Consider the following 21799-nt stretch of genomic DNA (forward strand, 5'->3'; position numbering starts at 1 on the left):
GGTGGACAGGATGCCGGACATGAAACTGTATCGTCTCACCTTCGGCGCGGCGGCGGCGATGCTGTTGGCATCCGGTCCCGCATTCGGCCAGGCGACCGCACCGGTCGCGGCGCCGGAGGCGAGGGCGGCTTCGGGCACCATGCTTTCGATCGACCAACTCTATCAGCCTCGCAGCCTCATCGGCACTACGCCGGAAGGCTATGCGTGGTCGGCGGATGGCCGCCAGTTGCTGTTTCTCTGGAACGACGAGGGATACAGCTTTCGCGACCTTTGGGTATACTCGCTCGATAGCGGGGAGCGCACGCGGCTAACCTCCCTCGGCCGTGAGGCGGATCCCAAGAGCGAGCGGCGCGGCATTTCCGAGGCCCTATTCCTCGGCAACGACCGCATCGCCTTCGTGGTCGATGGCAATCTCCACATTCGCGAGGCCGATGGCGCGTCGGTGCAGGTGGAGACTGACAAGCGCGCCATTCGCCGGCTTTCGCTTTCGCCCGACGGGCAGACGCTCGCGTTCGTGTCGGGCAATCCGGTCGATCCCCGCAATCGCGTCACCCAGGGCGGCATCCTGTGGACGCGCGATGCCGCCGCGCCGGGCGGTAATGCAGCGCGGCGTCTCGTCGGCAACGATGACCCGAAGATCTACGTGTCCGATTATCACTGGTCGTCGGACGGCCGCGCGATCGCGTTCGAGGAATCGGACGATCGGGCGATGCCGGAGCGCGACATCTATTATTATGCGAAGGGCGAGCTTCAGAACAATCGCGTCATCCGCGCCTTTCCGGGCGACGAGACCAGTCGCACCCGAATCGGCCTGATCGCGCTCGGCGAGGCGGCGCCGCGTTACTTCGAGCGGCCCGATCCGCTCCATCACCTCTGGGGCTTCGGCCTCTCGCAGGACGGGCGGCGGCTGTTCGTCAACAGCTCCGATCTCGAGGTGAAGGACCATATCGTCTACGTCTTCGACACGCAGACCGGCAAGCGCGAGACCTTCTATCGCGAGCGCGATCCGAAACACATCCGGCCCGACTGGAAGGTCGCCTGGGCGCCGGGCGACCGTGGCCTCGTGATCCTCACCGATCGAGACGGCTTCGGGCATCTCTATCACAAGCCGTCGGCAGGTGCCGCGCCGCGCCGGATCACCCGCGGCGAGTGGGAAATCGAATCCTTCGAGGTCGATGCGTCAAACAACCGCATCTATTTCGTCGCCAACGAGTCGGCGCTGCCCGAGCGGCAGCTCTATCGCGTGGCGATGGGCGGCGGCGCGGTCGAGCGGGTCAGCCCCGCGACGCCCGGCACGCACACGCCCGTCTGGTCGCCCGATTACAGCCGGGCTGCGAGCTTCTTCACCAACGACACCACCCCGCCCGAGCTTCTGGTCATCGATCCGGCGACCCCCGCGCAGGCGAAGCAGGTCACCCGCTCGCCGCAGCCTGAATTCGATCGCCAGACCTGGGCAAAGGTCAGCTACGTGGAATTCCCGAGCCACGTCGACGGCACAAAGTTGATCGGCCGGCTAAGCGTGCCGGCCGATTTCGATCCGTCGCGGCGCTATCCGCTGATCGTCGGTTCGGTCTATTCGGATGCGGTGCGCAACCAGTGGGGCGGGCGGCGCGCACACCCCACCTGGGGCCTCGACCAATATTTCGTCGCGCGGGGTTATCTCGTCCTCAACGTCAACATCCGCGGAAGCTGGGGGCAGGGCCGCAAGCATACCCAGGCGCAGCTCAACAGCTACGGCGAGACCGACATCAACGATTTGGAGAGCGGCGTCCGGCACCTAGTCTCCAAGGGCTATGTCGATCCCTCACGCGTCGGCCTCTGGGGCTCCAGCTACGGCGGCCTGATGACGATCATGTCGCTGGCCAAGAAGCCGGGCGTCTACGCTGCGGGCATCGCAGGCGCGCCGGCGACGAACGTATGGCACGCCTATCCCTCGCAGATGTGGATCATGGGCCCGCCCGACGGGCGCGACATGCCCGCCCGTTACGAGGCGCAGTCGCCGCTCTATCAGGTGCAGGGCGTGCGCGATCCGCTGATGATCATCCACGGCACGCGCGATCCCGTCGTCCTCTATTCCGACACGGTGGCGCTCACCGAAAAGATGATCGCCAACGAGCAGATGTTCGAGCTGGTGACGCTGCCCGGCGCGAGCCATAGCTGGGCGACCGACAATCTGCCGCAGACGCGCTTCGCGTTCCGCAAGATGGTCGATTTCTTCAACCTCCACCTGAAGCCGGAGCGGTAAGGATGCTGAGGCGCCCGCTGCGGTTCCTGTACGCGCTCGGCATGCTGGCATTCGGCGGCACGGCGGCGGCGCAGCCGGTGCAGGATCTGGGCGCGGAGTTCTGGGCGTGGCGCGCGAAGACCCAGCCCGCCACCAGTGACGACATTCCGCGCATCGTCCGTCCCGCAAAATGGGTGCCGGACTGGTCGCCGAAGGCGATCGAAGACCGCAAGGCGCGACTGGCGGATTTCGAGCGCCGCTTCCAGGCGCTGGCCGATACGCCGCAGGACGTAAGCGGGCGCGTCGATTACCGGCTCGTCGGATCGGCGCTCGCCCGCGTGCGCTGGGAAATGGATCATGTCGCGGCGTGGCAGCGCCAGCCGCAATTCTACGTCGATCAGGCGCTGGTCCCGATCTTCGAAACGCTGCTTCCGCCGCCGCCGGTCAAGTCCGCGCGCGTCGAGACGGTGATCGCTCTGGTCGAGCGCATCCCCGCGACCTTGCTCGCGGGCCAATCCAATCTCACCGACATGCGCGGGCCTTTCGTCGAGGTTGCGATCGCGGGGCTCGAGCGGATTCCTGCCAGCCTTAACGGCATGGCGGACGGGCTCCGGCCGTCGCTCGCGGGCAATCAGGAACGGCGGCTTCGCGCCGCGATCCAGCGCGCGCTGACAGCCTTCGAATCCTACGGCGCGTTTCTCGCCGCGCGCCAGGCCGGCCTCTCGCAGGAAACGGCGGTCGGCCGTGACGGCTACACATTCTTCCTGCGGAACGTCGCGCTCTATCCCTACACGCCCGAGCAACTGCTCATCATGGGGCGGCAGGAATGGACGCGCTCGGTCCAGTTCGAGGAGCTCGAGCGCAACCGCAACCGCACGGTGCCCCAGCTTCCGATCGGGCCGTCGATCGACGCCGTCGTCGGCCGGCTGAATGCGCAGGAGCTTGAGGTCCGCACCTACCTTCGCGACCACGATCTGCTCACCGTGCCGGACTGGGCGGGTCATTATAATGCGATGGGCTTTCCGGCCTATCTGGCGCCGATCGGCTGGCTCGGCCGCACCTTCGATCTCACCGATCGGGTCCGCGTCGGCCAGAATGCCACCGTCTATCTGCCCGAGCCGTCGCCATCGCTCGGCTATTTCAATCTGTCGATCACCCGCGATCCGCGCCCGATCATCGTCCACGAGGGGGTTCCGGGCCATTTCTTCCAGCTTACTTTGAGCTGGCGCCACCCCAATCCGCTGCGCCGCTATTATTATGACAGCGCCGCCAACGAGGGCACCGGCTTCTATGCCGAAGAAATGATGCTGCAGGCCGGACTGTTCGACGATTCCCCGCGCACGCGGGAGATCATCTACAATTTCGCGCGGCTGCGGGCGTTGCGCGTGGAAGTGGACGTCAAGCTGGCGCTGGGCGAATTCACGATCGCCGAAGCTGCGGATTGTCTAGCCGCTGCGGTGCCGATGGACCGCGAGACGGCGGAGGAGGAAGCGGTGTTCTTCGCCGCATCCCCCGGCCAGGCGATCAGCTATCAGATCGGCAAGCTGCAGACGCTGGACTTCCTGACCGAAGCGAAGACGCGCCTCGGCGATCGGTTCAGCCTCAAGCATTTTCACGACTATCTCTGGCTCAACGGCAACGTGCCGATCGCGCTGCAGCGTGAGGAATATCTGGCGACGGCCGGGAAGGGCGCCGAATGACCATGATCCGGATCACCGAAGCGCGTTCGGGCCTGTCGGCGCGCTGCGATTTGCTCGAACGCGAAGCCCCCGTGTCCTCCGCCTTTCTCGCCGATCTGGCGGCGCGGCGGGCGGGGTTCGATGCAATCCACGCGATGTGGACCGGCCCCGAAATCTCGGTGCCGATGCCGGCATCCATCTTGCCCGAAGGCATGGCGGCGCCCGCGATTCCGGAGGAGAATGCCACCTCCTATCCCGACGCCGGCGATCTGGTGCTGGCCTATCTGACCGCGGGCAGCGTGCAGGGGCTTCCGCCCGGCGATTTCTACGACATCGGCGTCTTCTATGGTGCAGGCGGGCGGCTGCTGATGCCGTTCGGCTGGATCAAGGCGAACGTGTGCGCGCGCATCGTCGCGGATGATCTCGCCAAGGCGCAGGCGGATTTCAAGACGATCCGCCGGAATGGCGCCTGCACGATCACGTTCGAGCCGGCCTGAGCGAGCAGGGGTAGCCCATATGGAATTTGCCGATCTGATGGCCTTGATGGGGGACTGGCTGCTGCCGGGCTCGCTCGTGTGTATCATGCTCTCGATGGGCCTCTCGCTCGTCGCCGACGATTTCCGTCAGGTGTTCCGCAACAAGCGCGCGCTGATCATCGGCCTGTGCTCGATGCTGATCGTGCCGCCGATCATCGGCCTCTTCATCGCATTCACCGTCGCGCCGACCCCGGCGCTGGCCGTCGGCTTCATCCTGCTCGCGACGACGCCGAGCGGCATGCTCTCGAACCTGTTCACCGACATGGCCAAGGGCGATCTCGCGCTGTCCATGTCGATGACGCTGCTGCTGAGCATGATCTACATCCTCGTCATCCCCTTTTACGCGCACTTCGCGATCCTGCATTTCATGGGCGTCGAGGCCGAGATCGAGGTGCCGATCGCGTCCTTCTTCTGGGACATCTTTTCGATCACCGTGCTGCCGGCCGCGACGGGTTTCGCGATCCGCGCCTTCCGCCCGGAATTCGCGCTGTGGATCAAGCCCTACATCAAGAACATCGCGATGATCGTGCTGTTCACCTCGTTCGGCTTCATCCTCGTCGATCAGATCCCGGTCCTCCGCGAAAATCTCGGCGCGCTCTTCTGGATCACCGTGTTCCTCAACGTCGCGATGCTGGCGGTGGTGCTGACGCTGGTGAGCTTCGCCAAGCTCAACCGGCGGGAGAATATCGCCATCGGGATCGAGCATCTCATGCGCCAGGAGGGGACGGCGATTTTCATCGCGGTCTCCATCGTCGGCAACAACGAGATGTCGCTGCCGATGATCATGAACACTCCGGTCGCGCTGGCCGTCGTTCTCGCCTTCGTCGCCATCGCGCGGCGCAGGGCCCCGGCGGCCGCGGCGGCCGCTTAGCTTCAATGTGTCCTTCGGGCACCAAGGGTTCGGTTCGATGACAGTGCAGTGTTTCCTGGCCTTCGGGGGGGCGATCGTCCTTTCCGGCACAGGCCCCGTATCGCCGGTGTCCGCGGCGCGGAGCGTTTCGTGAAGGCCGCGAGCCGGCTCGCGCTGTGGCGGCACACCGCGCCCGCCGGGCCGTCCCTTACGCAATTGCAGGGGGATGTGGATACGGACGTGCTCGTCATCGGTGGCGGCATCGCGGGCATGTCGACCGCGCTGCACCTCGCCGAGGCCGGCGTTGCGGTCGTGGTGGTGGAGGCGGGTGAACCCGGCAGCGCCGCCACCGGCCAGAGCGGCGGTCTCATCGCGCCCGATTACATCCGCCACACGCCGGACAGCATCGCCGCGCAATTCGGGCCGGAAGCGGGCGAGCGGCTGACCGCCATGCTCGGGCGTTCGGCGCAGCATTGCTTCGATCTCATCGCGCGCCACGATATCGACTGCGACGCCCGGCAGGACGGTTTCTACACCCCCGTCCATCAGCACGATCTTGCCGAACAGCAGCGCCGCGTTGCCGGGCAATGGCAGTCGCGCGGTTTCGACGTATCGTTCGTGGAGCAGGCCGGCGCGGAGGACGCGCTCGGCACCGATGCCTATCGCGGTGCGCTGCGCTTCGGGCAGGGTGGCAGCATCAATCCGCTCGCCTACGTGCGCGGCTTGACGGAAGCGGCGATGGCGGCGGGCGCATATGTCTATCGCGACACGGCTGTCCGCGATCTTTCGCGCGCGGCGGACGGGCGCTGGCATGCGCGCGCAGCAGGCGGATCGGTCCGCGCCTCGCGGGTCGTCCTTGCCGCCAACGGCGGGAATGCCGGGCTGCATCGCGCCATGCGCCGCGCCGCGCTTCCGCTCAACGTCGTCGAGTTCGCGACCACGCCGCTTCCTGCCGCATTGCGTGACCGTATCCTCCCGCACGGCGGCGCGTTCACCGACAAATCCTCCTACATCTTCTCGGCACGTTACGACGGCGACGGGCGGCTGATATCGGCTTTCCCGCGGACGTGGTGCGTGCGCGGTCCGCGTGCCTATCACAAGGAAGCGCGGCGCCGCCTGACCAAGCATTTTCCGGCATTGCACGGCGTGGAGATCGAAAGCCTGTGGGAAGGCATCGCGTGGATCAACACGTCGTTCCTGCCCGAAGTCTATGATCTCGGCGACGGCGCCGTCGCGATCCAGGCCTGCAACGGGCGGGGCATCTCCACCAACACCGTGATCGGTGCGGAGCTGGCCGCCGCTTTGGCGGGTGACGATCTTTCGGCGCTCTCGGTGTCGGTGCGCTCTCCCGCCGCCATCCCATTCTATCCGCTCGCCGCGCGCTCGCCGGAGCTGATGATGACGCTCGCCTATCTTGCCGACTGAAGGAGGAAGGATGCACAGCAGGGTCTCCGGCAAACGCAGGTTGCTGATCCTTCCGCTGGCCGCATTGCTGCTAGCAGCAGCCCCGCCTCCGTCGCTGCCCGACCTGATCGCCGATTACGAACGCTTCACGACGCGCTTCCCGATGGAAGCGGGACGGTCCGATCCCGCGCGCGGGGTGGATGGCTGGCCGCAGGAGAGCCTAGCGGCGATGACCGAGCGGAAGGCCGGTCTCGTCGCGATGCAGGCACGGCTTCGCGCGGTCGATGCGACTGGCCTGTCCGCCGACGCGGCGGCGGACCGCGACTATCTCGGCAAGCTCATCGCCTGGCGCATCGAGGGCCTCGATTTCGACGAGCGGCGCTTCGCTTTCGTCGCGCACGAAGGCTTCTACAACACGCCGTATAACGCGGCGCGTGGCGTCACCGTGCGCGACGCGGCGGAGGCCCGCGCCTGGATCGCGCAATTGAACGCGGTGCCCGCATATTTCGCCGAGCAGCGCGTCAATATGGAGCGCGGCATGGCGACCGGATGGACCAATCCGGCATCGGTGGTCGATGTCGCGGTCACGATTCTGCGCAACTACATTGCCCGCCCCGCCGCAGAGGATCCGCTGCTCGATCCCATCAAGGCCGCCAAGCTCGATCCGACCCTGCTTGCGGAAGCAACGAAAGTGATCGAAACCGTCGTCCGGCCCGCGCAGCGCGAGGCCTTGGCGTTCATCGATGGCCCGTATCGGGCAGCAGCGCGCCCCGGGATCGGCATCGCATCGGTGCCTGACGGGCGGGCCTATTATGATTTCCTGCTGCGCTATTACACCACCACCGATCAGACCGCCGAACAGATCCACGCGACCGGCCTTGCGGAGGTGCGCCGCATCCGCGCCGAGATGGATACGGTCATCAAGGCCGCGGGCTTCGAAGGCAGCTTCGCGGAGTGGCTCGATTTCCTCCGCACCGATCCGCGCTTCTACGCGACCAGCCGCGAGCAATTGCTCGACCGCGCGAGCATCATCGCCAAGCGCATCGACGCGGTGCTACCCCGCTATTTCGGACTGCTCCCGCGGCAGCCCTTCGCCGTCGTGCCGGTGCCGCGCGACGTGGAGGAGGGCTACACCACCGCGCGCTATGGCGGCGCCGATTTCGGCAAGGGCTTTCCGGGCCGCTTCCTCGTCAACACGTCGCACCTCGATCAGCGGCCGTTCTACGAGCTGCCCGCGCTGACGCTGCACGAAGCCGCGCCGGGCCATCACACCCATTTCGCGCTGACCAGCGAGAATCCGGACCTCCCCGCCTTCCGGCGCCAGCGGGACATGCTAGCCTATCGCGAAGGCTGGGCGCTCTATGCCGAGCGGTTGGGCCACGAAATGGGCATCTATCGCGACCCTTATGAGACCTTCGGCACGCTCTCGACCGAGATGTGGCGGGCGTGCCGAATGGTCGTCGATACTGGGATCCACGTGATGGGGTGGAGCTATGAGCAGGCGCGGGCTTGCTTCGTCGAAAATACCGCGCTTGCCGACATCAACATCGATACCGAGCTGCTGCGCTACATCGGCGCGCCGGGCGGCGCCGTCGCCTACAAGGTGGGCGAACTGACGATCGTCGGGCTACGCGCCCGCGCCGAGCAGAAGCTTGGAAAGCGGTTCGACATCCGCGGCTTCCACGATCTCATCCTCGCGCAAGGCCAGGTGCCGATGAGCACGCTGGAGGGACTCGTCGATCGCTGGATCGCGGAGCGTGCCGCAGCGGCGGACTGAGCTGCGCCTCAGGCAGCGGGGATCACATCGAAGGCGATCGTCAACCGGTCGGCTTCCTCGTCGAACGGCACCGTGCCGTGATAGAAATAGGAGGGGAAGAGGACGAGCTTGCCGACCTCCGGCCGCTCCACCCGCGCGATGCTTTCGCGTGGCCCGAGGTTAAGTGCCGACTCGCCGAACTTGAGCCAGCCCTGATGGCCTGACCCATCCACGGCCTTCGGCAGCGCGACATAATAGCAGGAGCTGATCCAGCCTTCCGGGTGAACGTGGTTCACATGATGCCCGCCGCGCCGCAAGCGCACCGACCATGAGCCCGAGAAAGCGAAACGCTGCGATTTCCGGCGCAGAAACGGATGATCGGAGTCGTCGGGCAGGGCGGCGATATAGCGCGCGACCTCCGCCTCGATCATCGCCTGCACCGCCCGGATCTCCGGAATGTCGCGGCCGAACAGGTCGTCAGTCGTCTGCGTCCCGCCGCGCAGCGTCTGATCGAGCGGATGCCGCGTCGCGGCGTGAAGATCGGCGAGGCGCGCGGCAAGGCGGGCGTTGAACGAGTCGATGTCCGTCCCGTCCGGGGGCGTCAGCGGGGCAGCGTGGACGAAGCGGTCAAAATTGTTGAGCCAGTCCGCGCGCGGATCGCCGAGGAAGCGCCAGCACAGTCCGCGATAGGCCAAGGACTGCTGGTCCGCGCCCTCATCCGCGCCAAGCTCCGACAGCGCGTCTTCGTAGCGCGCGAGGATGATGAGCGCGCGCGCCGTCTCCCGCCGCAGCGACGCATCATCGGGGGCCATCCGCCGCCCGGCCGCCCATTCGGCCAGCGCGGCGTCGACCTGCCCCTGACCCCAGAGGGCCTGACCCATGCGCAGCCGCAGTTCGGCGCCATCGACGCCGCGCGCAAATCCGTTGCCCAGCGCCGCCGCCGCCTCGCTCTGTTCGCCGCGGAGGTTTAGCTGGTGGGCGAGATCGGCGAGCAGCCCGGCGTCATCCGAATGTCGGTCGAGCGTTTCGCGATAGCTGGCAAGATGAGCGGCATTATTCCCCACCTGCCAGCACAGGCGCGCGAGCGAGGCGTGCGCGTCCCGGTCTAGCGGCCGTAGCGCGATCGTCCGGCGATAGGCTTCCGCGGCACCGGTGACGTCGCCGAGGTCCTGGAGGCAATGGCCGAGATTGTAGTGGATCTCGGGCGACGCGGGATCGGCCGTCGCACAGGTGCGCAGCAGCGCGGCGGCCTCCCCGGGCTGGCCGGAGAGCCGCAGCGCGACCCCTAGGTTGTGCATCGTCGCGACATGGCCGGGACGGAGCGCCAGGGCATTGCGAAAGGCAGTCACGGCTTCGGCCAGCCTGTTTTCCGCGCGAAGCGCGCTGCCGAGTACAGCCCACATCTTGGCATGCCGGGGAGCGTTGCGCACCGCTCGTTCCAGCACATCGCAGGCTTCGCGCGTATCGCCGCGCGCAATCAGCGCCATTCCCAGATGCGCCGTCGCATCGTGGTTGCCCGGCGCCATTTTCACCGCCTCGCGATAGGCGCGCACGGCGGCATCGATCTCGCCGAGATCGAGCAAGGCATTGCCGAGGTTGCTGAGCACATGGGGCTGCGCGGGGTTCGCCCGAAGCGAGCGCTGAAACCAGCGTACCGCTTCTTCATTGTCGCCGCCACGGCGCGCGATCATGCCCTTAAGCTGGAGCGCGTCGGGATGAGAGGGGGACGCGGCCAGCAATTCGTCCAGCAACGCCCGCGCCGCCGGCAACGCGCCGGCCTGGCCAAGCTGCATGGCGCGCTGAAGCATGGCGTCGGTTTGCTGCGGGGACAATTGCGTCGCGATGTCCTGCTCTACGTCCGGCGACCATCGCGGACATCGCACTCTGTCACAGCCCAACGCGATACGCAAAATCACGTGTAATTGAACTCGAATGTTAGTCGAGGCGTGTGCGACTGCCTCGGATCGGGCGTAATCCGCGACCGTCGCGTGCCGCAGGCCCCGGCCTAGCTATCGGGCGGATAGGTCTCACACGCCTGGACAGGCCCGCCTTTACTCGATCGGCAATTTGCTCAGGTTCTGGCTGATCCTGTGCAGGACTTGCAGCAGATAGGCGATATCGCGGTCGCTCACGCCCTCCATCGCACGCGCGAACTGCCGGCCGACGATGGGGGTCAGCTTTCCCAGCTTCTGCTGGCCGGCGGGCGTCAGGGTGACTTCCGTTATCCGGTTGTCCTCGCGATTGGGCGAAGTCTTCACCAGCCCCTGCTCGATCATCCGGTCGATGATCCGGCTGACGGTCGGGCGCTTGATCAGGGCCGCCTCGGCCAGCGCACCGATGCTCGCGGGCTGATGCTCGCGCAGCACGGTCATGATGCGATAGATCGGCTTGGACATGCCGTGCTTGTGCAGCACCTTGTCCATGTCCTCGTGATATTTGTAGTCGGCATGCGCCATCAGATAGAATGGCGAGTTCTCGAGCCTGAACTCCGGATTGCTGGGGTCGTAAGCACTACGGTCACTCATCGAGCGGAAAGCCTTCCATCATGCTTCTGCCTAACAACCGCCATGCCGCGCGCATCGTGCGTCGCGTCATGTCCAAGCTTATTAGCAGCTAGTCATTACTTGGGGAGGGGAAATCAAAGGCATAAGCTGTGACATTCGGGATGCGGCGCCCGCGTAAATATCTGGCCACCCCGCATCCAAGACAGCGCATGCACGACATTTCCGGCGATGTAAAAGTGATAAATCACATGAAATGTGCTTCGTTATGGGTGGATTGCGCCCCGGCGCCGGCGGGAAGCGCGCCAGAGCCATGCCGCCAACACATGATATTCACACGCTCGATAGTGAGTGTTGACAGCGGTGCGTTTCGCTTGCAGTCTCTGGATCGAGACCTGGCCGGCAAGAGTCGGGTCCGCGACAGGAGAGGGACGGATGACGCTTGGCGGATTGTATCGCCGTGGGGTCGGCGGCTGCGATAGGATCGCGGCGGAGCCTTCATCGCATCGCCTTCCGATCCGGCCCTGCGGACCATCCCTTTTTGCGCGGCCGACACGATGACCGCCATTCCCGCATCGGTCGATCCGCTTTCCGGGCCGCCCGGCCCGCCGCCGATGGCACCGGCCCGGCCCGATCGCTACGCCTGGGTCGTTCTCGCCTTCCTGTGCTTCGTCTACGTCCTGAACTTTCTCGATCGGCAATTGCTGTCGATCCTCGCCAAGCCGATCCAGGACGAGATGGGGATCACGGACGGGCAGATCGGCCTCATCAGCGGACTCTATTTCGCGATCTTCTATTGCCTGGTGTCGATCCCCGTCGCGTGGCTTGCGGACCGGACCAATCGCGTCCGCGTGCTCTCGCTCGCCTGCGCCTTGTGGAGCGCGGCCACGATCGCCTGCGGGCTTGCGCGCACCTATCCGCAACTCGCCGTCGCGCGGATGACTGTGGGGCTGGGCGAGGCAGGCGGTGTCCCGCCGTCCTATGCGATCATTTCCGATTATTTCCCGCGCGGCACGCGCGGCACCGCGCTCGGCCTGTTCAATCTCGGTCCGCCGATCGGCCAGGCGTTGGGGGTCGCATTCGGCGCGTCGATCGCCGCCGCCTATAGCTGGCGTGACGCCTTCATCGCGATCGGCGGGGTCGGCGTCGTCACGGCGCTGATGGTCTGGATCTTCGTGAAGGAGCCCAAGCGCGGCGGCCTCGATGCGCCGAGCCCCGGCGCCGCTACCGTGGCAGTGGAAGCGCCCGCGCCGTTCCTCGCGACCTGCCGCATGTTCTTCACCCGCCGGGTGCTGCTGCTGGTGGCGCTCGCCTGCGGGGCGACGCAGTTCGTCACCTACGCATCGCTCAACTTCACCATTCTCTTCCTGATGCGCGAGAAGGGCATGACACTGAACGAGGTGGCGCTTTACTATGCGCTGCTCATCGGCATCGCGACGAGTGTCGGCATGTATGTCTCGGGCCGTCTGATCGACCGCTTCGTGACGCGGACCAAGAAGGTCTATGCCTGGGTGCCGGCGATCGGGCTGCTGTGCGCGGTGCCGCTGTTCGTCGGCTTCGTACGGGCGCCGACCTGGCAGATGGCGCTGCTGTTCCTCGCGCTGCCGATGGGCCTCAACTATTTCTACCTCTCGCCCGCGGTGGCGCTGGTGCAAGAGGAGGTGCGGCCCAACCAGCGCGTGCTCGCCGGCGCGCTGCTGCTGCTGGTGATGAACATGATCGGCCTCGGCCTCGGCCCGACCTATCTCGGCGCGGCGAGCGACTGGTTCCGCGCCAGCTTTCCGGACAATTCGCTGCAGATGGCCTTCTACACGCTCGTACCCTTCTATTTCCTCGCGGTGCTGCTGTTCATAGCGCTGTCGCGAGCGATCGCGCGCGAAGAACAGGCCGCGGCATGAACGGGAGGCAGGCACAGACACGCTGACGCCGGGCGTCGGTCGCGCAACACCACGACTTGCTCGGAAAGACATTCACACACGCGATAGCGAGTATTGACTTGGCACAACCCTAAGGTCGAAATTGAAAACAAGTGGGCGAAAACGACCCACGCGCAACAGGAGGGGATAAAGATGAAGGCCATGCTTTTCGCATCGGTGTCGGCGGCAGCCGTCATGCTGGTTCCGGGCGCCGCCTGGGCGCAATCGGAGAATGCCGGCGAAACCGTCGAGACTGCCGAGCCGCGGTCCGCGACGATGGACAATCGCGACATCATCGTCACCGCGACGCGGCGCGAAGAGAAGCTGCAGGACGTACCGCTCAGCATCACCGCCTTCGACCAGGAAGAGCTGAACAAGCTTGGCATCGTCGGTTACGAGGGGATTGCGCAGAACACGCCCGGTATCGTGGTCAATCGGCCAACGCAGAACTTCAACAATTTCACCGCGCGCGGCATCAACACCAACGGCTACAGCGCGGGCCTGCAGAGCGCCGTCGCCATCTATATCGACGAGCTGCCGATCTCGGCAAACGGCAACTCGACCATCCTCGATCCCAACCTCTATGATGTCGAGCGCGTCGAATTCCTGCGCGGGCCGCAGGGCACCTTGTTCGGATCGAGCTCGCTGGCGGGCGCGATGCGCATCCTCAACAAGAACCCCAACCTCAACAATTTCGAAGCTTCGGCGCTGGTCGATTTCGGCCTGACCGGCTCGGATTCGCTCCGCCAGCGCTACAACGGGATGATCAACGTTCCGCTGATCGACGATCAGCTGGGTTTCCGCGCGGTGGGCTATTACCGCAACGAAGACGGCTGGGTGAACAACATCGGCACCGGCATCGAGGATTCGAACAGCCTGGAAGCTTATGGTGGCCGCGCGATCCTGCTGATGAAGCCGTCCGATCGGCTGACGATTCGGCTGCTTACCTCCTACGAAAAGAGCAATCCTGCCGATTCCGCGCTCACCAACCCGGCGCTCGGCAAATATGTGCGGCGGTCCGACCGCCCCGATCTCTTCCAGGGTGAGCTCACCAACTACAATGTCACCGTCAATTACGATTTCGATTTCGCGGAGCTGATCAGCTCGACCACGCTGTCGAACTACGACGCGTCCTTCTACGTCGATCTCGCCGGCACGTTCGGCCAGCTCATCCCGTTCGCGCTCGACGCGTTCGGCTATGACGACCTCTTCGTCCAGGAATCGCGCCTCGTCTCCAAGACCGACGGGCCGCTCGAGTGGGTCGCGGGCTTCTTCTATTATTCGAAGCGGCGGACGGTCGATTTCGATTACCGTTCGTCGGTCGAATTCCTCCAGGCGCGCGGGCTCACCGGGTTACCGGACGAATATTATCAGCGGTTCAACAGCTATGCCGACCAGAAGGAGATCGCCGGGTTCGGCGAGCTGACCTATCGCTTCAGCGACGATTTCTGGGTCACCGGCGGCATCCGCTACGGCAACACCACGGTGCAGGCCTTTACGCGCGAGGGCGGCTATAACAGCAACTATCTCGCCGCCGCGCTGGGCGGTTTCTCCAACATTCCACTGACGGTGACGCCGATCGCGGCCGAGATCGGCCGCAAGGTCGAGGATGACCGGATATCGTGGAAGGCGAGCGTGTCGTGGCGGCCGTCTCCCGACATCACCACCTATGCCACGGTCGCGACCGGCTTCCGCCCGCCGGTGGTCAACGCCCGCGCCGGCCTCGTCAGCGCGCTCGACCCCACCGACATCGTCATCCCGGACGGCGCGAAGTCGGACAAGCTCATCAACTATGAGGTGGGCGTGAAGGGCCGCTGGCTGGGAGGCGATCTCACCGCCAATATCGCGGCTTATTATATCGACTGGAGCGACATCCAGGTCCAGGCCAACCGCGTTTCGGACACCATCCAGTTCGCCACCAACATCGGCGGCGCGGAAAGCTACGGCGTGGAATTCGAGTTCATGGCGCGGCCCGTGCAGGGGCTGAGCCTGATCTTGAACGGCTCGGTCAACGAGACGAACATCAACGATCTAACCCCGGGCGAGGCCGCGATCTCGGGCGCGGTGCTCGGCGGGCGACTGGCGTCTCCGCGCTTCCAGGGATCGGGCACGATCCGCTACGATTTCCCGGTCTCGGCGACGTCCAACGCTTATGCGTCGGTCAACGTCTCCCACGCCGGCTCCTTCCCGAACCAGTTCCCGAACGTGCCCGGCCGGCCCACTCAGGTGAGCCCGACCTACGGCTTCACCGACGCTTGGACCAACGTGAACCTCTATGCGGGCGTCAACGTCGGCGATCTCGATCTCACCGCTTATGTCGAGAATGTGCTGAACGATTCCTCGATCACCTACATCCACCCCGAAGCCTTCCTCGACAGCCGGTTCGCGCGGTTGCGTCCGCGCACCGTGGGGATACGCGCCGGCTATCGGTTCTGAGGGGAGAAATGGGCGTGATGCAGGCTCTGGTAAAATGGGCGATCGCCGCTGCGGCGGCGGCGCTCGCGCTTCCCGCAACGGCGCAGCAGCCGGTCGAGATCGATGCGCCGGCGGGTGCTGCACGCGGCACGCAGGCGGACGGGCTAAAGCTGTTCAAAGGCCTGCCCTATGCGCAGCCCCCCGTCGGCGAGCGCCGCTGGCAGGCGCCTGCCGATCTGCCGCGCTGGAGCGGCGTGCGTGATGCGACGCAATTCGGCGCGTCGTGCATCCAGCCCGCGCGGCGCGGCGAAAGCATCTATGCCGACGATGTCGGCACGACGAGCGAGGATTGCCTGACGCTCAACGTCTGGGCGCCGGAAAATGCCAGGAACGCGCCGGTGTTCGTCTGGATCTACGGCGGCGCGCTGACGACGGGCGGGACGCGCTTCCCGATGTACGACGGCGCCGCGCTCGCCAAGCAGGGGCTGGTCGTCGTCTCGATCAACTATCGTGTCGGCGCGCTCGGCTATCTCGCCCACCCCGAGCTCAGCGCGGAATCGGCCGATGGCGTCTCGGGCAATTACGGACTGCTCGATCAAGTCGCCGCGCTGCGCTGGATCAACCGCAACATCGCGGCGTTCGGCGGCGATCCGAAGCAGGTCACGATCGCCGGGGAGTCGGCGGGGGCGCTCAGCGTCATGTATCTGATGGCCTCGCCTTCCGCGCGCGGCCTCTTCCACCGCGCGATCGCGCAGAGCGCCTACATGCTCTCGACGCCCGAGCTTCGAGCCGAGCGCTTCGGTGCGCCGCCGGCGGAAGCGGTTGGCGCCTGGCTGCAGGGCCAACTCAAGGCCGGCAGCCTCGCCGATCTCCGCGCCATGGACGCGCAGGCGCTGACCGAGGCGGCGGTGACCGCGGGATACATCCCGTGGGGGACGATCGACGGGAAAATTCTGCCGGCCCAGCTCGTCGATATCTTCGATCGCGGCGAGCAGGCGCCGGTGCCGGTCCTCGCCGGGTTCAATGAAGGCGAAATACGCTCGCTTCGCATCCTGCTGCCGCCCAAGCCCGCCGATGCAGCGGCTTATGAGGCGGCGATCCGCAAGGGCTATGGCGATCTCGCCGATGCCGCGCTCCGCCTCTATCCGTCGGCGAACATCGAGGAGAGCATGCTCGCGACGACGCGTGACGCGATGTACGGCTGGACGTCGGAGCGGCTCGCCGCGAAGCAGTCGGCGATGGGCCAGCCCTCCTTCCTCTATTATTTCGATCACGGCACGCCGGCGACCGAGGCCGCGAACCTCCACGCCTTCCATGCGATGGAGCTGCCCTACATGTTCGGCACGATCCGCCAGACCGCGCCCGACTGGCCGGCGATCCCCGACACGGCGGCGGAGACCGCTTTGTCGCAGGCGATGGTGGAATATTGGGCTTCCTTCGCGAAGAGCGGCCGTCCGCAGGCCAAAGGTCAGCCCGCGTGGAAGCCCTATGGCGAGGATCAGGCCTACATGCATTTCGCCGGCGCGCCGCGCACCGCCGCCGATCCGCTGCCCGGCCATTTCGAGCTGCACGAGGAAGTCGTCTGCCGCCGCCGCGCCGCGGGGATCGGCTGGACGTGGAACGTCGGAGTGATCGCGCCGGACATGCCGCCGCAGGCGCCGGGGTGCCGATGACCGACGGCACGACCCAGCGCTACGCGCTGACGGTAGACAAGTTCCTTCTCCATGCCGCCAAATGGCATCCGAGCGGCCAGGTCGTCACCGCGCGGGGCGAGGGGGCGGTGGACCGGATCGCCTACCCCGCGCTGCTCGATCGCGCGCGCCGCGTCTCAGCGGCACTGGCCGCGCGGGGCGTGACGCAGGGCACGCGCGTCGCCACGCTCGCCTGGAACACGCAGGCGCATCTTGAGGCATGGTACGCGATCATGGGGATGGGCGCGGTCTGCCACACGCTCAACCCCCGCCTGTTCGCCGCGCAGAGCGCCGCGATGCTCGCGCAATCGGCAGCCCGGGTGTTGATCGCTAGCGCCGATCTCGCGCCGCTGGTCCGCGACATCCTCGCCGCCGCGCCGGCGATCGCCGAGGTCATCGTGATCGACGGCCCGGCCGAGGCGATGGCGGAGGCCGCGGCGGGCCGCCCGGTTGCGACCCTGGACGATATCGCCGCTGCGGACGTCGATCCAATCGCTTGGGGCGGCTTCGACGAGAGTGCACCCTGCGGTCTCTGCTTCACCTCTGGCACCACCGGCGCGCCGAAGGGCGTCAGCTACACGCACCGCGGCAATTATCTCCACACAATGCGCCAGTTGCAGGCGGACGTCTCGGGCATCACCGCGCGCGATGTCGTGCTGGTCGCGGTGCCGATGTTTCACGCCAACGGCTGGGGCCTGCCCTTCTCGGTCCCCGCCGCGGGGGGATCGCTGATCCTTCCCGGCCGCCATGCCGACGGCGCCAGTCTGGTCGACCTGATCGCGGAAGAGGGCGTGACGATCGGCGTCGGCGTTCCCACCGTCTGGCTCGGGCTCATGGACCTGCTCGACGAGACCGGCCGCTCGCTGCCGTCGCTCGAGCGGATCATGGTCGGCGGCGCGCCGATGCCGCCCGCGCTCATGCAGCGGATCGAGGATCGCGGTATCGCGGTGCAGACCACCTGGGGGATGACCGAGCTTTCGCCGCTCGGCACAGCGGCGCCTGCCGCCTCGGCCGATCGCGACGCCGGCCGCTCCGGCCGCCCCGCGGTCGGGGTCGATCTCATGCTTGCCGACAGCGAGGGCAACCCGCTGCCCGATCAGCGCGACGGGGAAGGGCGCCTGCACGTCCGCGGCCCCTCGGTCGTCGAACGCTATTTCGGCCATGACGAGCCGGCGACGCGCGACGGCTGGTTCGACACCGGCGATCTCGCGCGGATCGACGCTGCCGGAAACCTCACCATCACCGGCCGCGCGAAGGATCTCATCAAGTCGGGCGGGGAATGGATCAACCCCAGCGAGATCGAGGCGATCGTCGGCGCGCTGCCCCAGGTCGCGCTGGCCGCGGTGATCGGCCGGCCCGACCCCAAATGGGGCGAGCGTCCGATCCTGCTGGTCGAGACGCGCGACGGCGCGCCGCTCGCGGACGACGATCTGCTCGCCCCCTTGCGCGGGCGAGTGGCGCCCTGGTGGATACCCGATGCGGTGATCCATCTCGGCAACATGCCGCTGGCATCCACCGGAAAGATCGACAAAATACGCCTCAGATCGGAATATGGGCGGGTATGAGCCAGGCGGGCACATCCCGGGCAGTGGTCGCGCCAGCGATGAGGAAGGGGCGAGTTTTGTCAGCAGTCAGTCAACCGCGGCGCAAGCGGACCACCAAGGCCGAACAGCGCGCCGAGACGACCGAGCAGATCTTGGACGCCGCGGAAGCTCTGTTCTCCAAGCGCGGCTTCTACGGCGTTACGCTGAAGGATGTCGCCAAGCAGGTCGGCGTCCACCACACGCTGCTCAATTATTATTTCGAGGACAAGACCAAGCTGTTCCACGCCGTCTCCGCCCGGCGCGCGGTGGTGACGGTGGAGCGGCGGATGCAGGCGCTCGACGAATATGACGCGGCGACCGGCGGCAAGCCCACGGTGGAAGGCGCGCTCCACGCCTTTCTCGACACCGATCTCGATCTCTACATCGAGGGCGGCGAGGGCTGGCGCAATTATGCCGCGCTCGGCGCCTTGATGTCGAACTCGCCCGAATGGGGCGCGCAGTTGATGAATGAGCATTTCGATCCGGTCGTGCTGCGGCTGATCGAGCTGCTCCGGAAGGCCTTGCCCGGCTGCCCCGACCGCGACCTGTTCTGGGGCTATCATTTCGTCACCGGCGCGCTGATGCTGACGCTGGCGCGCACCGGCCGCATCGACCGGCTTTCGAACGGCCTCTGTGATTCCGACGATTATGCGGCGGTGAAGGCGCGGATGGCGCGCTTCATGGCAGCGGGCTTCCTGGAGATTTGCAAGCCCGCCTGAACAGGGCGCCCGCAAATCGCACCCTGCATGCGCACAACACTAACTGACGAGAGAGCGAGTAATAAGTGAGCGAAGCAATGCGATTGAATGGACGTGTCGCCATCGTGACCGGTGCGGGCGGAGGGCTGGGCCGGTGTCACGCGCTGATGCTCGCCCGCCACGGCGCCAAGGTGGTGGTCAATGATGTCAGCGCCGCGCTCGCCGAAGGCGTCGCCGATGAGATCGCTGCGGCCGGCGGCACAGCGATCGGCATCGCCGCGTCGGTCACTGACGTCGATGCGGTGGCCGCGATGGCGGATCGCGCGATCGACGATTGGGGGCGGATCGACATCCTCGTCAACAATGCCGGCATCCTGCGCGACAAGAGCTTCGCCAAGATGACGCTCGACGATTTCCGCGCGGTCGTCGACGTGCATCTGATGGGCGCCGCGATCTGCACCAAGGCGGTGTGGGAGATCATGCGCGCGCAGCAGTTCGGCCGCATCGTGATGACGACCTCCTCGTCGGGACTCTACGGCAATTTCGGCCAGGCCAATTACGGCGCCGCCAAGATGGCGCTCGTCGGCCTGATGCAGACGCTGGCGCTGGAGGGCGAGAAATACGGCATCCGCGTCAACTGCCTCGCTCCCACCGCGGCGACGCAGATGACCGGCGGCCTGATGGCGCCCGAGGCGCTGGCGAAACTGGCTCCCGATCTGGTCAGCCCGGGTCTGCTGGCGCTCGTCGCCGAGAATGCGCCCACCCGCGCGATCCTGTGCGCGGGCGCCGGCCATTTCGCGCGCGCCTTCGTCACGCTCACGGAGGGTGTCCAGATCGGCGGCGGCACGGATGCGGCGGAGCGAGTGATCGAGGCATGGGACGCGGTCGGCGATCGGCGCGGCGAGATCGTCCCCGATTACGGCTTCACCCAGGCCGAGCGCGAGCTCGCCAAGGCGGGCTTTGCGGAGACGCTGATCGCCGCGCGCTGACGCGGTGCCGGGGGGCAAACGGGAGAGACGAGCATGCGGATGACCGGACGATGGGCGCGCCTCCTGGCCTGGCTGCTGCTCGTCGGCCTCGGCACCGCAGCGCCGGCCACCGAACCGCCGGTCGTGACGGTGGCGGACGGCCGTCTCGCCGGCATCCGCGACGGTGCGCTCCGCGTCTTCAAGAACATCCCTTATGCCCGCCCTCCCGTCGGCGAAATGCGCTGGCGCGCGCCGGAGCCGCCGCAAGCCTGGACCGGCATCCGCGCTGCGACCGATTTCGGACCGCGCTGCGTCCAGCCGCCACTGCCGAAGACGAGCCTCTATTACAGCCCGATCGCGGCGATGAGCGAGGATTGCCTGACGCTCAACGTCTGGGTGCCCGACAAAGCCGAGCGTGCGCCGGTGATCGTGTGGATCCACGGCGGATCGCTGCGCATCGGCGGCAGCGCCGAGCCGCTTTACGACGGCGCCGCGTTCGCGCGCCGGGGGATCGTCTTCGTGTCGATCAACTACCGGCTCGGCGTGCTTGGCTGGCTCACGCATCCCGGGCTCAGCGCGGAATCGCCGCACAATGCGTCGGGCAATTACGGGCTGCTCGATCAGATCGCCGCTCTGCGCTGGGTGCAGGCCAATGCCGCCGCTTTCGGGGGCGATCCAGGCAATGTCACGATCATGGGCGAATCGGCGGGCGCGCTCAGCGTAACCCACCTGCTCGTCAGCTCGCTCGCCGAGGGGCTGTTCCACAAGGCGATCGCGCAGAGCACCAACCTGCGCGCCATGCCCGAACTGAAGCGCGCCGCCTACGGGCTGCCGCCTGCCGAAGCGACCGGCGCTGCGCTGGCAAAGGAGGTCGGCGCGCCGAACCTCGCGGCGCTGCGCGCGATGGACGCCGAGGCGCTTGCCGCCGCTGCGCTCCGCGCCCGCTTCGATGCACGCACCGTGCTCGACGGCTGGGTGCTGCCGCGCCAGTTGCTCGACGTGTTCGATGCGGGCGAGCAGGCCAGGGTGCCGCTGCTAACCGGCTTCACCGGCGGTGAGATGCGCGCCGGGCTGATCACGCTGCCACCGATCCCGGCCGATGCGGCAGCCTATGAGGCAGCGGCTACCGCGCGCTACGGCAAACAGGCACCCGCCTTCCTCGCGCTCTACCCCGCGTCGGACCTGCGCGAGAGCATGCTGGCGACGCTGCGCGATGGCGTGTTCGGCTGGTCGAGCGAACGGCTGGTCCGCGATTACGCGGCGGCGGGCGTGCCGGCCTATCTCTACCGGTTCGACCGCTGTGATCCGGCATCCGAGGCGCGCGATCTCTGCGCCTTCCATGCGAGCGAATTGCCCTATGTCTTCGGCCAGACCGGCCCGGACGCGCCGCTCCCCGACACCTGGCCGCGGCTCGGCGGGTCGGTCGACGCGGCACTGTCCGATGCGATGATCGACTATTGGGTGCAGTTCGCGCGCACCGGCAACCCCAACAGCGGCGGACTTCCCCGCTGGCCCGCCTATGCGGAGGGCGAGGGCTATATGCGCTTCGCCGACCAGCCCGAGCCGGGCCGCGACATG

General features: G+C 66.7%; 14 protein-coding genes and 1 pseudogene. 13 read left to right on the forward strand and 2 right to left on the reverse strand.

The annotated features are described in order from the left end of the window. The first annotated feature begins 19 nt into the window (after positions 1-19). From B9N75_RS07625 to B9N75_RS07650, 6 genes are all read left to right on the forward strand, one after another. Positions 20-2245: a S9 family peptidase gene (locus B9N75_RS07625; RefSeq protein ID WP_172840839.1), complete on the forward strand. Its 2226-nt coding sequence runs from the start codon at positions 20-22 to the stop codon at positions 2243-2245. Between the two features lie 2 nt (positions 2246-2247). Further along, on the forward strand, positions 2248-3924 hold the full coding sequence (locus tag B9N75_RS07630) for a DUF885 family protein (protein ID WP_085218253.1): 1677 nt from the start codon (positions 2248-2250) through the stop codon (positions 3922-3924). Next, positions 3921-4400: a DUF3830 family protein gene (locus tag B9N75_RS07635; protein ID WP_085218254.1), complete on the forward strand. Its 480-nt coding sequence runs from the start codon at positions 3921-3923 to the stop codon at positions 4398-4400. The genes B9N75_RS07630 and B9N75_RS07635 overlap by 4 nt, the downstream gene beginning before the upstream one ends. Before the next feature lie 19 nt (positions 4401-4419). Beyond that, positions 4420-5310, forward strand: coding sequence for a bile acid:sodium symporter family protein (locus tag B9N75_RS07640; protein ID WP_172840840.1), 891 nt, complete (start codon positions 4420-4422; stop codon positions 5308-5310). 129 nt (positions 5311-5439) lie between these two features. Beyond that, a complete protein-coding gene (locus B9N75_RS07645; protein WP_157123743.1) occupies positions 5440-6714 on the forward strand; it encodes an NAD(P)/FAD-dependent oxidoreductase in 1275 nt (424 codons plus the stop codon). A gap of 10 nt (positions 6715-6724) precedes the next feature. Next, complete coding sequence (locus tag B9N75_RS07650) at positions 6725-8470, forward strand: DUF885 domain-containing protein (protein ID WP_085218257.1); 1746 nt, start codon at positions 6725-6727, stop codon at positions 8468-8470. Between the two features lie 8 nt (positions 8471-8478). Here B9N75_RS07650 and B9N75_RS07655 read toward each other — a convergent pair whose 3' ends face one another. Beyond that, positions 8479-10257: a tetratricopeptide repeat protein gene (locus B9N75_RS07655; protein ID WP_085218258.1), complete on the reverse strand. Its 1779-nt coding sequence runs from the start codon at positions 10255-10257 to the stop codon at positions 8479-8481. A 243-nt stretch (positions 10258-10500) separates the two neighbouring features. Beyond that, positions 10501-10974: a MarR family winged helix-turn-helix transcriptional regulator gene (locus B9N75_RS07660; protein ID WP_085218259.1), complete on the reverse strand. Its 474-nt coding sequence runs from the start codon at positions 10972-10974 to the stop codon at positions 10501-10503. A gap of 533 nt (positions 10975-11507) precedes the next feature. Between B9N75_RS07660 and B9N75_RS07665 the strand changes: the two genes are divergently transcribed. The 7 genes and pseudogenes from B9N75_RS07665 to B9N75_RS07695 form a co-directional block, all read left to right on the forward strand. Then, a complete protein-coding gene (locus B9N75_RS07665; protein WP_244552292.1) occupies positions 11508-12848 on the forward strand; it encodes a spinster family MFS transporter in 1341 nt (446 codons plus the stop codon). 171 nt (positions 12849-13019) lie between these two features. Further along, positions 13020-15302 carry a TonB-dependent receptor gene (locus B9N75_RS07670; protein ID WP_085219469.1) on the forward strand — a complete coding sequence of 761 codons (2283 nt, stop codon included), beginning with the start codon at positions 13020-13022 and terminating at the stop codon, positions 15300-15302. 17 nt (positions 15303-15319) lie between these two features. Further along, on the forward strand, positions 15320-16954 hold the full coding sequence (locus B9N75_RS07675; RefSeq protein WP_085219470.1) for a carboxylesterase/lipase family protein: 1635 nt from the start codon (positions 15320-15322) through the stop codon (positions 16952-16954). Next, positions 16951-18537 carry an AMP-binding protein gene (locus B9N75_RS07680; protein WP_085218260.1) on the forward strand — a complete coding sequence of 529 codons (1587 nt, stop codon included), beginning with the start codon at positions 16951-16953 and terminating at the stop codon, positions 18535-18537. Before B9N75_RS07675 ends, B9N75_RS07680 begins: the two co-directional genes overlap by 4 nt. Before the next feature lie 38 nt (positions 18538-18575). Beyond that, positions 18576-19274 (forward strand): TetR/AcrR family transcriptional regulator, encoded by a 699-nt coding sequence (locus B9N75_RS07685; RefSeq protein WP_085218261.1) that lies wholly within the window; start codon positions 18576-18578, stop codon positions 19272-19274. A gap of 77 nt (positions 19275-19351) precedes the next feature. Then, positions 19352-20242 (forward strand): SDR family NAD(P)-dependent oxidoreductase, encoded by an 891-nt coding sequence (locus B9N75_RS07690; protein ID WP_085218262.1) that lies wholly within the window; start codon positions 19352-19354, stop codon positions 20240-20242. Between the two features lie 39 nt (positions 20243-20281). Beyond that, positions 20282-21772 (forward strand): annotated as a pseudogene (locus tag B9N75_RS07695) (carboxylesterase/lipase family protein); the annotation flags it as partial. Between the last annotated feature and the right edge of the window lie 27 nt (positions 21773-21799).

This window comes from Allosphingosinicella indica (assembly GCF_900177405.1).
Lineage (GTDB): Bacteria > Pseudomonadota > Alphaproteobacteria > Sphingomonadales > Sphingomonadaceae > Allosphingosinicella > Allosphingosinicella indica.